The organism is Nocardiopsis coralli, from assembly GCF_014892575.1.
GTDB lineage: Bacteria > Actinomycetota > Actinomycetes > Streptosporangiales > Streptosporangiaceae > Nocardiopsis > Nocardiopsis coralli.
The window spans coordinates 209781-225182 of the sequence record NZ_JADBGI010000006.1 but is presented as its reverse complement, the minus strand read 5'-3'; the positions used below and the strand labels follow the sequence as shown (position 1 = coordinate 225182).

General features: G+C 72.6%; 17 protein-coding genes. 10 read left to right on the top strand and 7 right to left on the bottom strand.

Going from position 1 to position 15402, the window contains the following annotated elements:
- Positions 1 to 59: 59 nt before the first annotated feature.
- Genes IDM40_RS09050 through IDM40_RS09035 form a run of 4 tightly spaced genes read left to right on the top strand, consistent with a single transcriptional unit; the run spans position 60 to position 4418 of the window.
- On the top strand, positions 60 to 1058 hold the full coding sequence (locus IDM40_RS09050) for an ABC transporter ATP-binding protein (RefSeq protein WP_193121478.1): 999 nt from the start codon (positions 60 to 62) through the stop codon (positions 1056 to 1058).
- 45 nt (positions 1059 to 1103) lie between these two features.
- Positions 1104 to 1958, top strand: a complete 855-nt coding sequence (locus tag IDM40_RS09045) for an ABC transporter permease (RefSeq protein WP_193121477.1) — start codon at positions 1104 to 1106, stop codon at positions 1956 to 1958.
- A 43-nt stretch (positions 1959 to 2001) separates the two neighbouring features.
- Entirely contained in the window at positions 2002 to 3243 is a 1242-nt protein-coding gene (locus tag IDM40_RS28795) for a sensor histidine kinase (RefSeq protein WP_193121476.1), read from the top strand.
- Positions 3240 to 4418 carry a sensor histidine kinase gene (locus tag IDM40_RS09035; RefSeq protein WP_328806974.1) on the top strand — a complete coding sequence of 393 codons (1179 nt, stop codon included), beginning with the start codon at positions 3240 to 3242 and terminating at the stop codon, positions 4416 to 4418. Before IDM40_RS28795 ends, IDM40_RS09035 begins: the two co-directional genes overlap by 4 nt.
- A gap of 53 nt (positions 4419 to 4471) precedes the next feature.
- Here IDM40_RS09035 and IDM40_RS09030 read toward each other — a convergent pair whose 3' ends face one another.
- The 3 genes from IDM40_RS09030 to IDM40_RS09020 all read right to left on the bottom strand — a co-directional run bounded on the left by IDM40_RS09030 (position 4472) and on the right by IDM40_RS09020 (position 6307).
- Positions 4472 to 5212 (bottom strand): hypothetical protein, encoded by a 741-nt coding sequence (locus IDM40_RS09030; RefSeq protein ID WP_193121475.1) that lies wholly within the window; start codon positions 5210 to 5212, stop codon positions 4472 to 4474.
- 108 nt (positions 5213 to 5320) lie between these two features.
- Positions 5321 to 5560: a hypothetical protein gene (locus IDM40_RS09025; protein WP_193121474.1), complete on the bottom strand. Its 240-nt coding sequence runs from the start codon at positions 5558 to 5560 to the stop codon at positions 5321 to 5323.
- A gap of 201 nt (positions 5561 to 5761) precedes the next feature.
- Positions 5762 to 6307: a gamma carbonic anhydrase family protein gene (locus tag IDM40_RS09020; protein WP_193121473.1), complete on the bottom strand. Its 546-nt coding sequence runs from the start codon at positions 6305 to 6307 to the stop codon at positions 5762 to 5764.
- Positions 6308 to 6707: 400 nt separating this feature from the next.
- On the opposite strand from IDM40_RS09020, the gene IDM40_RS09015 reads away from it, so the two are divergent.
- Together IDM40_RS09015 and IDM40_RS09010 are read left to right on the top strand one after the other, a co-directional pair.
- Positions 6708 to 7958 carry an ATP synthase F0 subunit B gene (locus tag IDM40_RS09015; protein WP_193121543.1) on the top strand — a complete coding sequence of 417 codons (1251 nt, stop codon included), beginning with the start codon at positions 6708 to 6710 and terminating at the stop codon, positions 7956 to 7958.
- A 271-nt stretch (positions 7959 to 8229) separates the two neighbouring features.
- Positions 8230 to 8679: a GNAT family N-acetyltransferase gene (locus tag IDM40_RS09010; protein WP_193121472.1), complete on the top strand. Its 450-nt coding sequence runs from the start codon at positions 8230 to 8232 to the stop codon at positions 8677 to 8679.
- Here the strand turns inward: IDM40_RS09010 and IDM40_RS09005 are convergent.
- Positions 8670 to 10382 (bottom strand): MDR family MFS transporter, encoded by a 1713-nt coding sequence (locus tag IDM40_RS09005; RefSeq protein WP_193121542.1) that lies wholly within the window; start codon positions 10380 to 10382, stop codon positions 8670 to 8672. The two genes, IDM40_RS09010 and IDM40_RS09005, sit on opposite strands and share 10 nt — an antisense overlap.
- A gap of 194 nt (positions 10383 to 10576) precedes the next feature.
- On the opposite strand from IDM40_RS09005, the gene IDM40_RS09000 reads away from it, so the two are divergent.
- Positions 10577 to 11182 carry a TetR/AcrR family transcriptional regulator gene (locus tag IDM40_RS09000; protein ID WP_193121471.1) on the top strand — a complete coding sequence of 202 codons (606 nt, stop codon included), beginning with the start codon at positions 10577 to 10579 and terminating at the stop codon, positions 11180 to 11182.
- Positions 11183 to 11214: 32 nt separating this feature from the next.
- Here the strand turns inward: IDM40_RS09000 and IDM40_RS08995 are convergent, their stop codons facing one another.
- Both IDM40_RS08995 and IDM40_RS28610 read right to left on the bottom strand, forming a co-directional pair.
- Entirely contained in the window at positions 11215 to 11538 is a 324-nt protein-coding gene (locus IDM40_RS08995; protein ID WP_193121470.1) for a hypothetical protein, read from the bottom strand.
- Between the two features lie 192 nt (positions 11539 to 11730).
- A complete protein-coding gene (locus IDM40_RS28610; protein ID WP_268959322.1) occupies positions 11731 to 11853 on the bottom strand; it encodes a hypothetical protein in 123 nt (40 codons plus the stop codon).
- A gap of 15 nt (positions 11854 to 11868) precedes the next feature.
- Here IDM40_RS28610 and IDM40_RS08990 point away from each other — a divergent pair, with 15 nt between their 5' ends.
- Positions 11869 to 13470 carry an N-acyl-D-amino-acid deacylase family protein gene (locus IDM40_RS08990; protein ID WP_193121469.1) on the top strand — a complete coding sequence of 534 codons (1602 nt, stop codon included), beginning with the start codon at positions 11869 to 11871 and terminating at the stop codon, positions 13468 to 13470.
- A 162-nt stretch (positions 13471 to 13632) separates the two neighbouring features.
- Here IDM40_RS08990 and IDM40_RS08985 read toward each other — a convergent pair whose 3' ends face one another.
- Positions 13633 to 13950: a hypothetical protein gene (locus tag IDM40_RS08985; protein WP_193121468.1), complete on the bottom strand. Its 318-nt coding sequence runs from the start codon at positions 13948 to 13950 to the stop codon at positions 13633 to 13635.
- A gap of 229 nt (positions 13951 to 14179) precedes the next feature.
- Between IDM40_RS08985 and IDM40_RS08980 the strand changes: the two genes are divergently transcribed.
- Together IDM40_RS08980 and IDM40_RS08975 are read left to right on the top strand one after the other, a co-directional pair.
- Positions 14180 to 14479 carry a DUF6412 domain-containing protein gene (locus IDM40_RS08980; RefSeq protein WP_193121467.1) on the top strand — a complete coding sequence of 100 codons (300 nt, stop codon included), beginning with the start codon at positions 14180 to 14182 and terminating at the stop codon, positions 14477 to 14479.
- A gap of 168 nt (positions 14480 to 14647) precedes the next feature.
- Positions 14648 to 15370 (top strand): YidC/Oxa1 family membrane protein insertase, encoded by a 723-nt coding sequence (locus IDM40_RS08975; protein ID WP_193121466.1) that lies wholly within the window; start codon positions 14648 to 14650, stop codon positions 15368 to 15370.
- The last annotated feature ends 32 nt before the right edge of the window (positions 15371 to 15402 follow it).

Here is a 15402-nt window from a genome sequence, read left to right as displayed (position 1 = left end):
GGCGGGCCGGTGACACCGGTGTCTACCGGCGCGGGCGGCGCTCGGCGAAGCTTGAGGGCATGACGACGACGAACCCCGTTCCGGACACCCAGGAGCCCCGGGCCGCCGCCACCGAGGCGGCGGTGAGCGTGCGCGACCTGCACCAGAAGTACGGCGACTTCGAGGCGGTCAAGGGCGTCTCCTTCGAGATCCGCCCCGGTGAGCTCTTCGGCCTCCTCGGCACCAACGGCGCCGGCAAGACCACCACCATCGAGACCCTCGAAGGGTTCCGCCGGCCCAGCTCGGGCACGGTCCGGGTCTTCGGGCAGGACCCCTACGGCAACCCGCCCGGCGTGCGCGAGCGGGTCAACGCCGTCCTCCAGGGCAGCGGCCTCATGGAGGACCTCACCGTCCAGGAGACCGTCGCCCTCGCCCGCGACCTGGCGTCCACGCCCCGCACCGCCGAGGAGGCCCTCGAGCTGGTCGGGCTCACCGAGAAGACCCGCACCCACGTCCGACAGCTCTCCGGTGGCCAGAAGCGCCGCCTCGACCTCGGGCTCGCGCTGCTGACCCGCCCCGAGGTCCTGTACCTGGACGAGCCCACCACCGGCATGGACGCCGAGGGCCGCATCGACACCTGGCGCATCATCCAGCGGCTCAAGGACGAGGGCACCGCGATCCTGCTGACCACCCACTACCTCGAGGAGGCCGAGCGCCTGGCCGACCGGCTCGCGATCATGCACCGCGGCCGCGTCGGGGTCGAGGGCTCCCTCCAGGAGGTCCTGTCCGGGTGGGGCGACCGGGTCGGGTTCACTCTGCCCGCCGACGTGCCCACCTCCGACCTGCCGCGCCTCGACGGAGCCGAGCTCGAGGTCGAGAACGGCGGCGGACAGCTGCGCGCCACCTACACCGTGAAGGCCGGGAGCGTCGACGAGCGCGCCCACCACGCCGTCGCGGCGCTCCTGGCCTGGGCGGAGGGGCAGGGCACGGTCCTGCGCAACCTCCAGGTGCGCGGCGCCTCCCTGGAGGACGTCTTCCTCCAGGTCGCCGACGGCGCCGCCGACCTCGTCAGCGGCTGAGCGCCCGCGTCCCGCCCCCGCACCACCGCACCCACAGGAGCCACCATGTCCACCACCACCGCACCCGAGGCGCCGACCCGGCCGCAGCCCCGGCCCCGCGTGAGCCCCGTCAAGCAGACCCTGCGTCTCACACGCACCGAGATCACCCTCTTCGCGCGGTACAAGACCGCGTGGATCTACGCGCTGCTCCCGCTGTTCTTCCTGTTCACGTCGATGCAGCTGCCCCCGGACCCCGTCGTGGGCGGCTTCGGCCTGGGTGAGATGACGATGTTCGGGATGATCGGCGTCATCAGCCTCATCTTCGGCGTCGGCCACGCCTCGAACGTCTTCACCGCCCGCCGCGAGTCCCTGGCCCTCAAGCGGCTGCGGGTCAGCGGGGTGCCGCCGACGGCGATCTTCGGCGGCGTCATCGGGGTCGTCTTCGTCTTCTCCCTGTTTCTGACCGTGTTCATCGCCGGCCTGATCCTGGCCATGCCCGAAGGCGCGCTCCCGCGCGACCCGGTCATGCTGTTCACCTCGGTCCTGCTCGGCAGCATCGTCTTCTCGCTGCTGGGGCTGGCCGTCACCCCGCTCGTGCGCAACGCCGAGATGGCGCAGATGGCCTCGATGGTGCCGATGATGATCCTGCTGTTCACCAGCGGCGGCATCATGCCCCTGGAGTTCCTGCCCGAGACCGCCCGCACCGTCGTGGGCCTGCTTCCGTCGATGCCCGCGGGCGAGCTCGTCCAGGCCGCCTACACGGGCCACGACGTCTTCGGCGGGTTCGAGGGGGCCCAGGAGGTCGGCGTCCTGGGCCTGTGGACCGCGGCCCTGCCGTCCCTGGCCGTCCTCGGGGGTTGGATCGCCGTGCTGGGACTGATCGTGGCACGCTACTTCCGGTGGGACCCCCGACAGGGGTGAACCCGGCGGCACGAGCGGCACAACGGGAACGGGGGACGACACGGTGGCACAGGACCGACGCGACCTCGCCGGGGTCGTGACCGAACGCCGCAAGGACCGCAAGCTCCGCTTCGTGCGGGTCGTCATCGTGGTCTCCTCGAGCGTGCTGGTCCTGCCGTTGGTCATGTCGGCCGTCGTGGACCTGCTGATGGGGCCGGCCGAACGCCGCGGCCTCGGCCTGCTGTACCTGGCGGCCGCCCTGCTCGCCTCGTTCCTGCTGCTGTGGATGCTCTTCGGCCGGGTGCGGCTCGGGCAGCCGCGCCGGGTCTCGCCCTGGGCGTACTGGGGCGCGTCGGCCCTTGCGGCCGCGGTGGCGCTCGGGGCGCTCACCCCGATCTTCGGGATGCTGCTCCTGGGCGGCTGGGTGGGCGTCACCGTCTTCCTCGGGCCCCGGTCGTGGGGATGGTGGCTGCTCGCCGGCGCCGTCGCCCTGTTCGCGGCGCTGACGGTGCAGGCCGTCGAGCTGGACGTGCCCCTGGCGGGCGTCGTGGTCCTGTGGGTCGTGCTCGTGCTGTGGTCGCTGTTCATGGCCGGCGCCGTGCTCATCTACGTGCGGCTGTGGGACGTCACCAACGAAGCCCTGCTCGAACAGCGCGCCCGCGCCCGCCTGGCGGTCTCGGAGGAGCGCCTGCGGTTCTCCCGGGACATGCACGACCTGCTCGGGCACAGCCTGTCCGCGCTCGTGGTCAAGTCCGAACTGGCCGAACGGGTTCTGGAACGCGATCCCGCCCGTGCGGCCGAGGAGATGACCGAGGTCCAGGGGCTCGCCCGCCGGTCTTTGTCGCAGGTGCGGGCGGCCGTGCGGGGATACCGCGAGATCGATCTGCACGCGGAGGTCGAAGCGGTGCGCACGGCCCTGGCGGCCAACGGCATCCGCACCGAGGTCTCCGGGGTTCCGGAGAACGGTGTGCCGACGGGGACCGCGGCCACGGCCGCGTGGGTGGTGCGCGAGGGCGTCACCAACGTCCTGCGCCACAGCGAGGCGACCGAGTGCCGCATCACCTTCACCCGCGCCGGCGGCGACACGGGGGACGCGCTCGTCGTGGAGGTGGGCAACGACCGGGCGCGCGGGCGTGCACGCGACGGCGGCAGTGGGCTCACCGGGCTCTCCGAACGGCTCGCCGGTACCGGGGGCCGATTGACCGCCGAGCCCACGCCGGACGGCGGGTTCCTGCTGAGGGCGACCGTGCCCTGGTCGATCGAGGGGGCCGATCGCCCCGCGGGGAACGAGGAGGCACGTCCGTGAGGGGATCCGGGAAGTCGGGCGCCATGGACCCCCGCCTGCGCACCATCTGGGTCATGACCCTGTGGTCGATCGTCGTCCTGCAGTCCATGATCGTGCTGGTCGGCGTCATGGAGGTCTTCGCCGCCCCTTCGGCCGAGCCCTGGCGTTCCGTGGTGGCGTGGCTGCTGGTGCTGCCCGTGGCCGTGGCGCTCTGGCCGTTGTCGCTGCGGAGGTTGGAAGGCCGCAGGGATCCCTCCCCGTGGTGGTACTGGGGCGCCCTCGGCTGCCTGATCGCGATGACCGTGCTGACGCCGTCGATGGCCCTGCCGTTGTCGATGGCGGCGCTCTGGGGCGGCACGTGCGTGTTCGTGGCCCCGGTGCGGCAGAGCGTTCCGGCGGTCGCCGTTCTGCTCGTGCTGCCCTGGGCCGGACAGCTCACCTCACCCGTGGAGATCCACCCCGCGGCCTTCGCCGTGATCTGGACGGGCGGGGTGCTCTTCAGCGGCGTGGTCGTGGCCGGCTGGCTCACGGTGCTGTGGCTGTGGGAGATCGTGCAGGACGCCGTGTACGGGGAGGACGCCCGATCGCGGCTCGCCGTCACCGAGGAACGCCTGCGGTTCTCCCGGGACATGCACGACCTGCTCGGGCACAGCCTGTCCGCGCTGGCCACCAAGTCCGAGCTCGCCTCCCGCCTGGCCGAGCGCGCCCCCGACCGGGCCGCCGTGGAGATCACCGAGGTGCGGGCGCTGGCCCGGGAATCGCTGTCCCAGGTGCGCTCGGCGGTGCGCGGCTACCGCGAGGTCGACCTGGCCGAGGAGGTCGAGAACGTGCGCGGTGTGCTCGCGGCCGACGGTGTCCGGGTGCGGATCGACGGCCTGGACGGGGTCGAACCCTCGCACGAGGCGGCGGTGCTCGCGGCGTGGGTGGTGCGCGAGGCCGGGACCAACGTGCTGCGCCACAGCGACGCGACGGAGTGCCGCATCACGTTCACGCGGGCCCGCGACAGCGCCGTCGGCCCCGACGCACTCGTCGTGGAGGTGTCCAACGACCGGGCGCGCACCGGCGCCGACCCGGGGGAGGGGTCGGGCAGCGGCCTGGCCGGTCTGCGGGAACGGGTGTCCCTGGGCGGGGGGACCCTGTCGGCCTCCCCCACCCGGGACGGGGGTTTCCTGCTGCGGGCGGTCGTGCCCGGCTGACGCGGGCGCGTGCTCCGGTGGATCCGGGGGGCGGCAGGGGCGCGGACCCGCGGTCAGAGCGTGCCGACCGAGTCCAGTGCCTCGTCGACCGCGTCCGAGGCCTCGGAGCCGCCGTCGGTGTTGAGTCCCAGCACGAACGCGCCGTGCGACTCGTCCATCTCGACCAGCACGAACCGGCCGTAGGGTTCGGTGTCGCCGTCGCCGGAACCGACCGAGGCGCCGAAGGCCGGCCGGTCGTCGACCCCGTCCTCCGTGGCGGGTTCGACCTCGGGAACCCCGCCGCCGGTCACGAACGTGCCCGCGGTGTCGGCGGCCAGGCGCAGGCCGGCCTCCTCCAGCGACTCGGTTCCGTCGAAGCGCTGCGACCCGGTCACGATGAAGGCGTCGGGGTCCTCGACCGAACCGAGCACCGTGTAGGAGGAGTACTCCTGCGGGACCTCGTCGTCGCCCAGGCGCTCCCACCCGTCCGGCAGCTCGTACGACAGCCCGCTGCCCGGGTCGGCGACGGTGCCCTCGGGGGCCGGTGCGTCGTCGCTGGGTTCGTTCCCGGCGGAAGTGCCGTCGGGTTCGCCGGTCTCCTCCGCCCCCGAGGTGAGCTCGGACGCGGGGCCGCCCGGGGACAGCAGCCAGCCCAGACCACCAGCGGTGACCAGCAGGAACAGAAGGGTCACCACGGCCGCGACGGTGAAGGTGAAGCGTTTGGCGGAGTCTGGCTCTCCGGTGTCGCGGTGCCGGGGGCGCCCGCCGGGCCGGCCGGCCGTGCGGGTGGTCGGCTCGTCGGAGCGTGCGTTCATGGGTCGACTCCTGACAGGGGGTGAAAGCCGTTCAGGTCGGGGCTGTGGGGCCCCGGGTTGGCAATACCCATGTCCGGAGTGTGGACAAGCGGGCCGACCGTGGCCGGATCAGGCCGATTCCGTGAAAAGACGGTTGAAGGGCGGAAAACCGTGTCGGGGGCGGTCGGAGGGCGGATCCGGACGGTCGCGCCGCACCCCGAGGACCCGGTCGAGCTCGTCCGGACCGAGGGGGTGGTCGGTGCGGGCGGCGGCGACGAGCACCTCGGCGTACAGCTCGATCTCGTCCAGGGCCACGTCGTCGTGCAGGACCGCGGACGGTTGGGCGTGTGCGACGGCGGGGGACCGCATGGACACTCACCTCCGGGGACGACGGGGCCACGCAGGGGCCGGGGCCCGCACTCGGGCGCGGTCGCGGGCCCGGACCCGCCGGGCACGGTCCCTTCCAGGTTAGGTCCGCGGACACGCCCGGCGCATGACCCGGGAGGACCACCTCCGAGCCTCACCCGGGTTGACCAGAACACTGCGTGTGCAGTGCTTCCGAGCTGTGGTTCAGCGCCAGGTGACGGTTCGGTGGCGCTGGGCGAGCTCGGCGTAGTGGGTCGGCGTGTGCTCCAGGACCGCGCGGTCGTTCTCGTTCAGCTCGCGCACGACCTTTCCGGGAACACCCGCCCACAGGGTCCCGGCCGGGACGACCTTGCCGGGCGGTACGAGGGCGCCGGCGGCCACCAGGGCCCCCTTGCCGACGCGGGCGCCGCCGAGGACCGTCGCGCCGATGCCGATGAGCGCGCCCTCCTCCACGACCGCGCCGTGCACCATCGCCTGGTGGCCGAGGCTCACGTCCTGGTGCAGGACGGCGGGCTCACCCGGGTCGGCGTGCAGACCGCACTGGTCCTGGATGTTGACGCGCTCGCCGACCACGATGTCCTCGCTGTCGGCGCGCAGCACGCACCCGTACCAGACGCTGCTCTGCGCACCCAGGCTCACGCGGCCGACGACGACCGCGCCGGGGGCGATCCAGGCGGTGGGGTCGATCTCGGGGGTGCCGAACCCGGCCTCGCCGATGTGTGCGCCGGGGTGGTGTGTGTCCTGTCCCATCGCCTGGTCCTCTCCAGCGCCGCGTGGGCGCGCCGTGGTTCCCGTGACGTATGGGGCGGGCGAGAAGTTGACCACTCCGACCCCATACGGGGATGATCGCGCATACCTTAGTAAGAAGGTGACCAGGGTCCGCACGCCGGTGTACCCCTCGGGGACATTGACGCGGCAGCGCGGGGCGTGCCTACCTTGGTCGCGGCGGACGGTTCTCACGATGTTGCGTCCCGGACACGGCCTGTGCCCCCCACAGAGCCGTCGGGACACGGAAAACAGGGACATCCGGCCCGGAAGCTCCCACGGCCGGACCTCGCGGGTGGTCCCTGGACCGATGGGTACGGGGCACTCTCACCTTCCACGACGTGCAGTCGAAACGGTGTTAGGACATGAAGGGCACATGAGCGATATGTTGCCGGGCGGCGGACTGCAGCAAGACAGGTTCCCGACAGTGCGCAAGGGCGGCTACGACAAGGCGCACGTCGACGACTACTACGTCCGAATGGACAACCAGTTCAAGGACCTCCGCGAGCGCCTTCAGCGGATGGACGAGGAGCTGGAGCAGTACAAGCGGGACCTCGCGATCGCGCGCGAGAAGGCCCAGGTCAAGCCTGAGCACGAGCAGATCAGCGAGCGCATGGCCGAGATCCTGCGCATCGCCGAGGAGGAGGCCAAGGAGCGCCGCTCCCGGGTCGAGTCCGAGGTCGAGGAGGCCGAGAAGAAGGCCAAGGACGAGGTCTCCAAGTACCGCAAGGAGGCCGAGGAGCACGCCGAGCGCATCGTCTCCTCCGCGCGCGAGGAGGCCACCGAGATGGTGGCCGGCGCGAAAAAGGAGGCCGAGCAGCTGCGTGAGCAGGCCAAGCAGGAGGGCGACCGCCGTCTGAGCGAGGCCGAGGCGCGGGCGAAGAAGATCCACGACACGGCCGACCGCCGGCTGGCCACGCTCACGGCCACGCACGCCGAGGCGCTGCGCCGTCTCAAGGACATGCACTCCACGCTGGCCGACCTGGTCGAGGCCGAGGACAAGGCGGGTGCGCTCGAGACCGGGCTGTCCCGCGAGGACACGGTCACCGAGCCCGAGGCCCCCGCGAAGCCCGGTTCCGAGAAGGAGCAGGGCAAGAAGGGCGCCGAGGTCGGCGGCAAGTCCGAGCCGAAGCAGGGCCAGGGCAAGCCCGCGGAGTCGGCCAAGCCGGCCAAGCCCGCGGAGAAGGCGGACGCGGCCCAGGCCGCTGAGAAGCCTGCACCGTCCGGCAAGGACGCAGGCGGGGAGCAGGGCGACGAGCCCACCGCCAAGCTCTCTCCGGCACCGCAGGAGGCCGACGAGGCCACGGTGCGCATCAAGCCCGCCCAGAAGCCCGAGGAGGGCAAGGGCGACCAGGACGAGGCCAAGGGCCCGCAGGCGGCCGCCGCGCCGCCGCAGGGCGCACGCTTCAACGCTCCCGCGCCCGAGGGCGCCGAGGCCCCGGCGCAGCCCGGCCAGGACGAGGGCACGGACAGCGGTGACCCGGGCATCACCGGCATCTACCGCCGTCCGGAGGGCGGTCCGCAGCAGGCCGGACCGGCCGCCCCGCAGGCAGGGGCACCGGCCCCGGGCCCGCAGGCCGGCGGCGCGCAGCCGCCCACCGGCGACGAGGGCGTGCGGGTGATCCGCAAGGAGTAGCCCGTGGTTCCCTCAGGGGAACGCACGACGGTATCGGGGGCGGGGTCCGAGGGGCCCCGCCCCCGACGTGTGCCCGGGGCCCGAGCCGCGCGGCCGGGGCGTCCGGAAACCACGGCGGGTCGGCCCTGCGCGTTCCCGAGGGGCATCGGGGGCCGCGCCGAGGGGTTCTCGGGCCGACGGTGGGGGGGAGCGCCGCGAGGGCGGCGTTTTGGGGGGTGATGTGGGGTGGCGTCCGTCTTGTCGCAGCCTGTCGGCTACGATGCCGACAGCCATGATGATTCGCGCGGCCATCCGGTCCGACCTCGGAGCGATCCTGCGTCTCCTCCGGGAACTCGGGGACACCACTCACACGCAGAGCGCCCACGTGCGCATGTCCTCCGCGGCCGTGCGTGCCTGGACCCGGATGGAGGGCGACCCCGACCGCACCGTCCTCGTCGCCGAGCAGCGCGGCCAGATCATCGGCACCCTCGACCTCGTCGTGGTCGCCAACCTCACCCACGACGCACAGCCCTGGGGGATCGTCGACAACCTCGTCGTGGACCCGGACGCGCGCGGGGCCGGCGTCGGGCGGGCCCTCATGGAGGACGCCCTCGACCGGGCCACCCGCGCCGGGTGCTACAAGGTCGAGCTCCTCTCCCACGAGTCCCGGGGCGGGGCGCACGCCTTCTACCACTCCCTCGGCTTCGACAACTCGGCCGAGGGCTTCCGGCGCTACCTCTGAGCCTCGGACCCGCGCCCCCGCAACGGGGTCCCCTTGATGCACGCCACGCACACCAGCCCCGCGAGGGCGATGGGTGCACCGAGCAGGAACACCGCCTGCATCGCGTGGTCGAAGGCCTGGACGACGACCTCCCGCACGGGTCCGGGCAGGGAGTGCACCAGCTCGGGTGAGCCCTGCGCGGCCTCGGCGACCTCCGACAGGTCCGGCCCGCCCTCGTCGGCGGCCGGCAGCGAGGCCGAGGCCGAGCCGATCTCCGACTGCAGCCGGGCGACCATGACGGCGCCGAAGGCCGCCACCCCGGTCGCCCCGCCCAGGTTGCGGAAGAAGACGACCGACGCCGTCCCCGAGGCGAGGTCCGGGACCGGCAGCGCGCTCTGGGTGGCCAGCAGCAGGAGCTGCATGTTCAGCCCCAGGCCGAGGCCGACGAGCATCTGCCCGGCCACCAGCGCGGACAGCCCCGGCGTGACGTCGATGAAGCTCAGGGCGGTGAACCCGAGCAGGCACAGCACCATGCCGATCACGGGGTAGTGCTTCCAGCGCCCGCTGCCGCTGACGGCGAACCCGGAACCGATCGAAGTGGTCAGGAACGACCCGACCAGCGGCAGGGTCATGAGCCCGGAGACGGTCGGCGTCATCCCGTGCACCATCTGCAGGTACTGCGGCATGTAGATGATGAGGCCGAACATCATGCCGCCCACACACATCGAGCCGAACGCCGCGAGCACGAAGGTGCGGTTGGCGAACAGGCGGGCGGGGATGATCGGCTCCTTCGCGCGGCGCTCCACGAGCACGGCGGTGACGGCGAGCAGGACGGTCCCGATGCCGAGCCCGATCGCGAGCGGGGAGGCCCACGGGATCTGGGTCCCGCCGAGACTGAGGAGCACGATGAGGGCGCTGGCGGCGCTGAAGATGAGCCCGGCGCCCATCCAGTCGACGGGGGTTCCGCGCCGGGGCACGGTCGGCACGTTCAGCATGAACTGGATGACCACGAACGCGACCAGAGCGAGCGGCACGGTGATGAGGAAGCACCAGCGCCACCCCAGCGGGCTGTCCACGAGGAACCCGCCCACGAGCGGGCCGAGCACGGTCGCGACGCCGAAGACCATCCCGATGAACCCGCTGTAGCGTCCGCGCTCACGGGGCGGGATCACGTCGCCGAGGATGATGTTGGGCAGCGTGGCGAGCCCGCCGATCCCCAGGCCCTGGCAGGCGCGGGCGACGATCAGGGTGTTCATGTCCTGGGCGAGCCCCGCGGCGACCGTCGAGACGATGAAGATGCCGAGCGCCACCTGGAACAGGAGCTTGCGGCCCCAGATGTCGGAGAGCTTGCCCCACACGGGCGTGGAGGCGGTCATGGTGAGCAGGCCGGCGGTGGCGACCCAGGCCAGGCGGTCCTGCCCGCCGAGCTCTCCCACGATCGTCGGGAGCGCGGTGCCCACGATCGAGTTGCTGAGCATGGAGGTCAGCATGGCCAGCACGAGGCCGACCATGATCTGCACGATGGTGCGGCGTGCGATGGGCGGCGGGCCCTCGTCGGCGGTGGCGGCCGTTGCGTCGGGGGTGTCCGCGGGGGGTGCGGTGTCCCCGCGGGGCTCACTCCCGTGTCCGGTGTCCCGGTGGTCGGAGGTCGGACCCCTGGAGCCGGCGGGAGTGGCGCCGTCACGGGGGTCGGTCTCGGGTCGGCGTTGGGTCGGCTGGTCCAAGGGGTCCCCCGAATCCGGACGCACGAAAGGCCCCACGGCGGGGATGCCGGGGGCGTCGTCCACGTTCAGGTATATGTAAACAGTGTTGACTTGTCAAATCGGTATCTCTCGACCGGTTTCGGTATGCGGACATCGCCCCCAGGTGTCAACCTGGAGTCCTGAAAGCCAGATCGCGGCCACCGAGGGGTGTGCAGATGGATCGTCCGGACGAGACCGGGGGCGGCACCGGACCCACCCGGGGCCGTGAGGCGACCCGAGCGCGGATCCTCGCCAGCGCCAAGGAGCTCTTCACCAACGAGGGGTACGGCTCGGTCTCCTCCCGCAAGATCGCGGCGCACGCCGGCGTCAACGTCGCGCTCATCAACCGCTACTTCGGGGCCAAACGCGGGCTGCTCACCGAACTCCTCCGCGAGGACGGCGTCTACCCGGGGCTCATCGTCGACGGGCCGCACGACCAGCTCACCCGCCGACTGGCCGAGCACGCCGTCAGCCGCCTGCACGGGGAGGGCACCGCGCTGCAGCGGGCGCTCGACGACTCCGCGGGCGACCCCGACCTGCGCTCGGTCTACCAGGGGCGCATCACGTCCGCGATGATCGAACCGCTCGCCGCCTACCTGGGCGGTCCGGAGCAGCGGGCGCACGCCCTGCTCCTGGCCTCGGTCCTGCTCGGCATCGCCCGCGTGCGCCTGGTCGAGGGCGCCGGGGCGCTGTGCGAGATGGAGCGGGAGACCATCATCCGCCGGGTGCAGGAACTGCTGGAACTGTGCCTGAAGGACTTCGAGGACGGCGACGCGGCCTGAGTACCCGGCTCCGCCGCGCCGCCGTCGAGGTGTCAGACGTTGACCGCTGCGGCGACCCCCATCACCGGTCCGAGTACGGCGGCGACCGCGGCCCAGTACTGCATGGGGATGAAGAAGAACGTGTGCCGGTTGCGGTACACGACGGGTTCACCGGTCTTGGGGTGGAAACCCTGCTCGGGTTTGTTGAGCTTGCGCCCGACCAGGAAGATCAGCACCGCCGAGAGCAGGATGCCGGTGGCCGCGCCGAAGAAACCCGCGTCACCACCGAAGGTTCCTTCGGCCGCGAGTCCCAGTCCGGCGGCGCCGAGCAAGATGAACCCGGGGACGAGAATGCCCCAACCGGTCCAGATGATCATGGGTCGTGCCTCTTCTGCTGTGCTCGTCGTTACGGGGGAACACTGCGTGGGACACCTGGGGCACCTGCTTGGTTTCGGACATGGCTCGGATTCCTGAAGAAATCCCGGAGTGTCCGAAAAACGGCAGGTCGCGTGGTCGCGGACGCACCGGGGCAGGGACCCACGCAGCTCCGCGACCGGTCGCTGCGACGCTCAGCCGCGGAGCTTGGCCCCGAAGCCGATCTCCACCAGGATGTTGGCCAGGTCGGAGCCCACAGCGGTGCGCACCCGCTGCGGTGCCGTGCCCCCGGCGGACGCGGTCCCCGGGTGCCGCACCCGAACGGAGGAACAGTGCAGCCCGAGACCGTGCTCACCGGTGGACTGGTCGTCGACGGCACCGGCGCACCCGCCCGGCGCGCCGACCTCGTCCTGCGGGGCGGACGCATCACCCACGTCGCCGCCCCCGGACGGACCGACAGCGTCTCCCGTTCCGTCGTCGACATCGGCGGACTCGTCGTCGCCCCCGGCTTCATCGACATGCACGCCCACTCCGACCTCGCCGTCCTGGCCGACCCGGACCACAGCGCCAAGGTCGCGCAGGGCGTCACCCTGGAGGTGCTCGGCCAGGACGGGCTCGCGTACGCGCCCGTCACCGACGCCACCGCCGACGACCTCTTCGAACGCCTCGCGGGGTGGAACGGCAGCCCCGACCTGGACCGCGACTGGCGCGGCATCGGCCAGTACCTCGACCGCATCGACGCGGGGGCCGCCGTCAACGCCGCCGTCCTCGTCCCGCACGGCAACGTGCGTGCGGCCGTGGTCGGCAACGAGGACCGCCCGCCCACCCGCCGCGAGCTCGACCGCATGCGCGACATGGTCTCCCGCGGCATGTCCGAGGGCGCACACGGGCTCTCCACGGGGCTGACCTACACACCCGGCATGTACGCCACCGACGACGAGATCGTCGCGCTCCTGGCGCCCGTGCGCGAGGCCGGCGGTTACTACTGCCCCCACCACCGCAACTACGGTTCGCGGGTCGTGGAGTCCTACCAGGAGTGCCTGGACGTGGCCCGCAGCGCCCAGATCCCCGTCCACCTGGCCCACTGCCACGTCAACTTCCCGCAGAACCGGGGGCGGGCGTCCGAGGTCCTCGACGCCGTCGACGAGGCGACCGTGCGCTACGGCCTCGACGTCACGCTCGACAGTTACCCGTACGGTCCCAGCGCCACCTACCTGGGGGCGCCGCTGCCGAGCTGGGCGCAGGCGGGCGGCACGGAGATGACGTTGGAACGCCTGCGGGACCCGGCCGTGCGCGCCCGCATCCTGCACGAGATCGAGGCCGAGGGCACCGACGGCAACCACGGCGTCCCGCTGGACTGGCGCACCATCGTGGTCACCGGCGTCACCGACCCCGCGCTCTCCTGGACCGTGGGTTCCTCCATCGCCGACCTGGCCCGGGAGGACGGCCGCAGCCCCGGGGAGCTCTACGCCGACCTGCTCGTGGCCGACCGCCTGCGCAGCGGGTGCCTGCTGGACGTCGGCAACGAGGAGAACATCCGCACGATCATGCGGCACGGCGCCCACACCGGCGGCAGCGACGGGATCCTCGTGGGAGCGCGGCCGCACCCGCGCGGGTGGGGCACCTTCCCCCGCTACCTCGGCCACTACGTGCGCGAGCTCGGGATCCTCACCCTGGAGGAGTGCGTGCGCCACCTGACCTCGCGCCCCGCCGCCCGGCTCGGGCTCTCCGGCCGGGGCACCGTGCAGTCCGGGGCCGTCGCCGACCTCGTCGTGTTCGACCCCGACACCGTCGCCGCGCGCGCCACCTTCGAGGACCCGCGCCGCACGCCCGTCGGTATCGAACACGTTCTGGTCGCCGGGGAGTTCACCGTGCGCGACGGACAACGCACCGACCGCCTGCCGGGGCGTTCGGTGCGCCACAACGGCCCCTGACCGGGGCGAGTCCGGAGGAACGGGGAAACCCGCACGGCCGTCCGGCGGCGACGGCGGTGGGGACGGGGGAGAACGGTCGGGGGAAGGGAACCGGGGAACCTGTTCGGCGGGGCCGGCGGTGGCGCGGAACCGGTGGGGAGCCGACCCGCGCCCGCCGCCCCGTCAGCCGATGACGACCGCGCCGGCCAGGACCGGGTCGCCGAAGGTGACGGAGCCGTGCCCGGAGGCCAGCGCCCGACTGCCCTGGCAGCTCGTCCCGGCGAACAGCGCGAACCGCACCTTGCTGTCGCTGTCGATGGTCACGACACCGCCCTGGCCGGTCTCGAGGGGGCGGCAGCCGCCGTTCTCGACGAGCTGCTCGTGCCCGGACTCGAAGACGATGCGGACCGTGGTCTCCTTGTCGTCCTTGTTCGACATCCCCGAGATCGCGCCGGCGATGGTGGCGGACATGGTGGCGAGGTTCGCAGGGCGAATCGGCACGGGGTTCCCCTTTTCTGCCGGGCCTTCCGGGCACGGAGGCCCCAGGCGCGCACGGAGTTGGTTACTCTGTGTCATTTAGCTACAGGGGTGACCGGAAGAGGCGCAGCTCGGGCGGAGTGTCGGCCAATTTCTCCGGTCACCGCCCGTTGGCAGGGTCCCCCGTGGCGCATAGAATTCTTCTTCCGAGCGCCATCGCCACGGGCACCGAACGGCCCGGAAGGAGGGGACCGTGTACCACGCCCTCCTCCTCGTGATGGAGTTCCTGACCCTGGGGACCCAGCCCTTCGATGCCGTCGCCGCGCTCGCCCCCGGGAGCCTCGCCGTCGTCGCGGCCGCCGCCACCGCCTGCCTCGCGCTGTACCTCGTCAGGGGCCTGGCGCCCTGGCCCACCGGTGAGGCCGCCGCGGACGCCGCCAGAGCGATGCGCCGCAGGTCCGACCGCCTCCCGGTCGTCACCTACCGCGCACCCGACACCGCGGGCAAACCCCGTCCCCGGGCACCCGGAGCGGCCCTCCCGGCCGCTCGCTGACCCCTGCCGGTCTCCGCCGCCCCTCTCCCCGCGCACACGCCGTGCCCCGGTACCGCCGTGCACGCGTAGCGCCAGCACGCCTGCGCCCACGCGCCTGCGCGCGCCGAGGGGCGGCCGACGAGCGGCCCGACGTCCCGTCATGAACGTTCCGGACGAAGGGCCTCACCCTTGTACAGTCTTGCTCCCGTCGCGGCCGCCATGGACCTGGTCTCCTCGGCCCTGGCCGCGCTCACCGCACTGCTCACACCCGCCGTCCCCGCCGCCGCTGCGGGGCTGTCCGTCGTCCTGCTGACCGTGGGTGTGCGCCTGCTCCTGGTCCCCGTGGGCGTCTCCCAGGTGCGCGCCGAGAAGGTCCGCGCGCGCATCGCACCCGAGCTGGCGCGTATCGGATCGCAGCACCGCGACGACCCGCAGAAGATGGTCTCCGAACAGCGCAGGGTCTACGCCGAGGCCGGGTCCTCGCCCTTCGCCGGGTGCCTGCCCGCGCTCGTGCAGCTCCCCGTGGTCCTGGCCCTGTACGGCGTCTTCATCGGCGCGGCCGGGGGCGACGAACCCCTGCTGTCCCACACCTTCGGCGGCGTCGAGCTCGGAGCGAGCCTCGGCCCGCTCTCCCAGGGGCTCGCGCCGGAACCGGTCTTCGCGGTACTCATCGCCCTCCTGGCCCTGGTCGCCTGGGCCCAGCGGCGTTACGTCATGCTTCCGACGGTGCGCGCCAACGCCGCCACGGCCGTCGAGGGGCAGCCGCAGATCCCGGGGTTCCTCACCTACATGCCCTACGCCACCGCGGTGATCGCCGCGTTCGTCCCGCTCGCGGCAGGGCTCTACCTGCTCGTGTCCACGGCGTGGGCGCTCGGGGAGCGGTTGGTGCTGCGCCGGGTGCTGCCCGACTGACCCGAGTCCGCAGAAGGGTCCGCAGACACGGC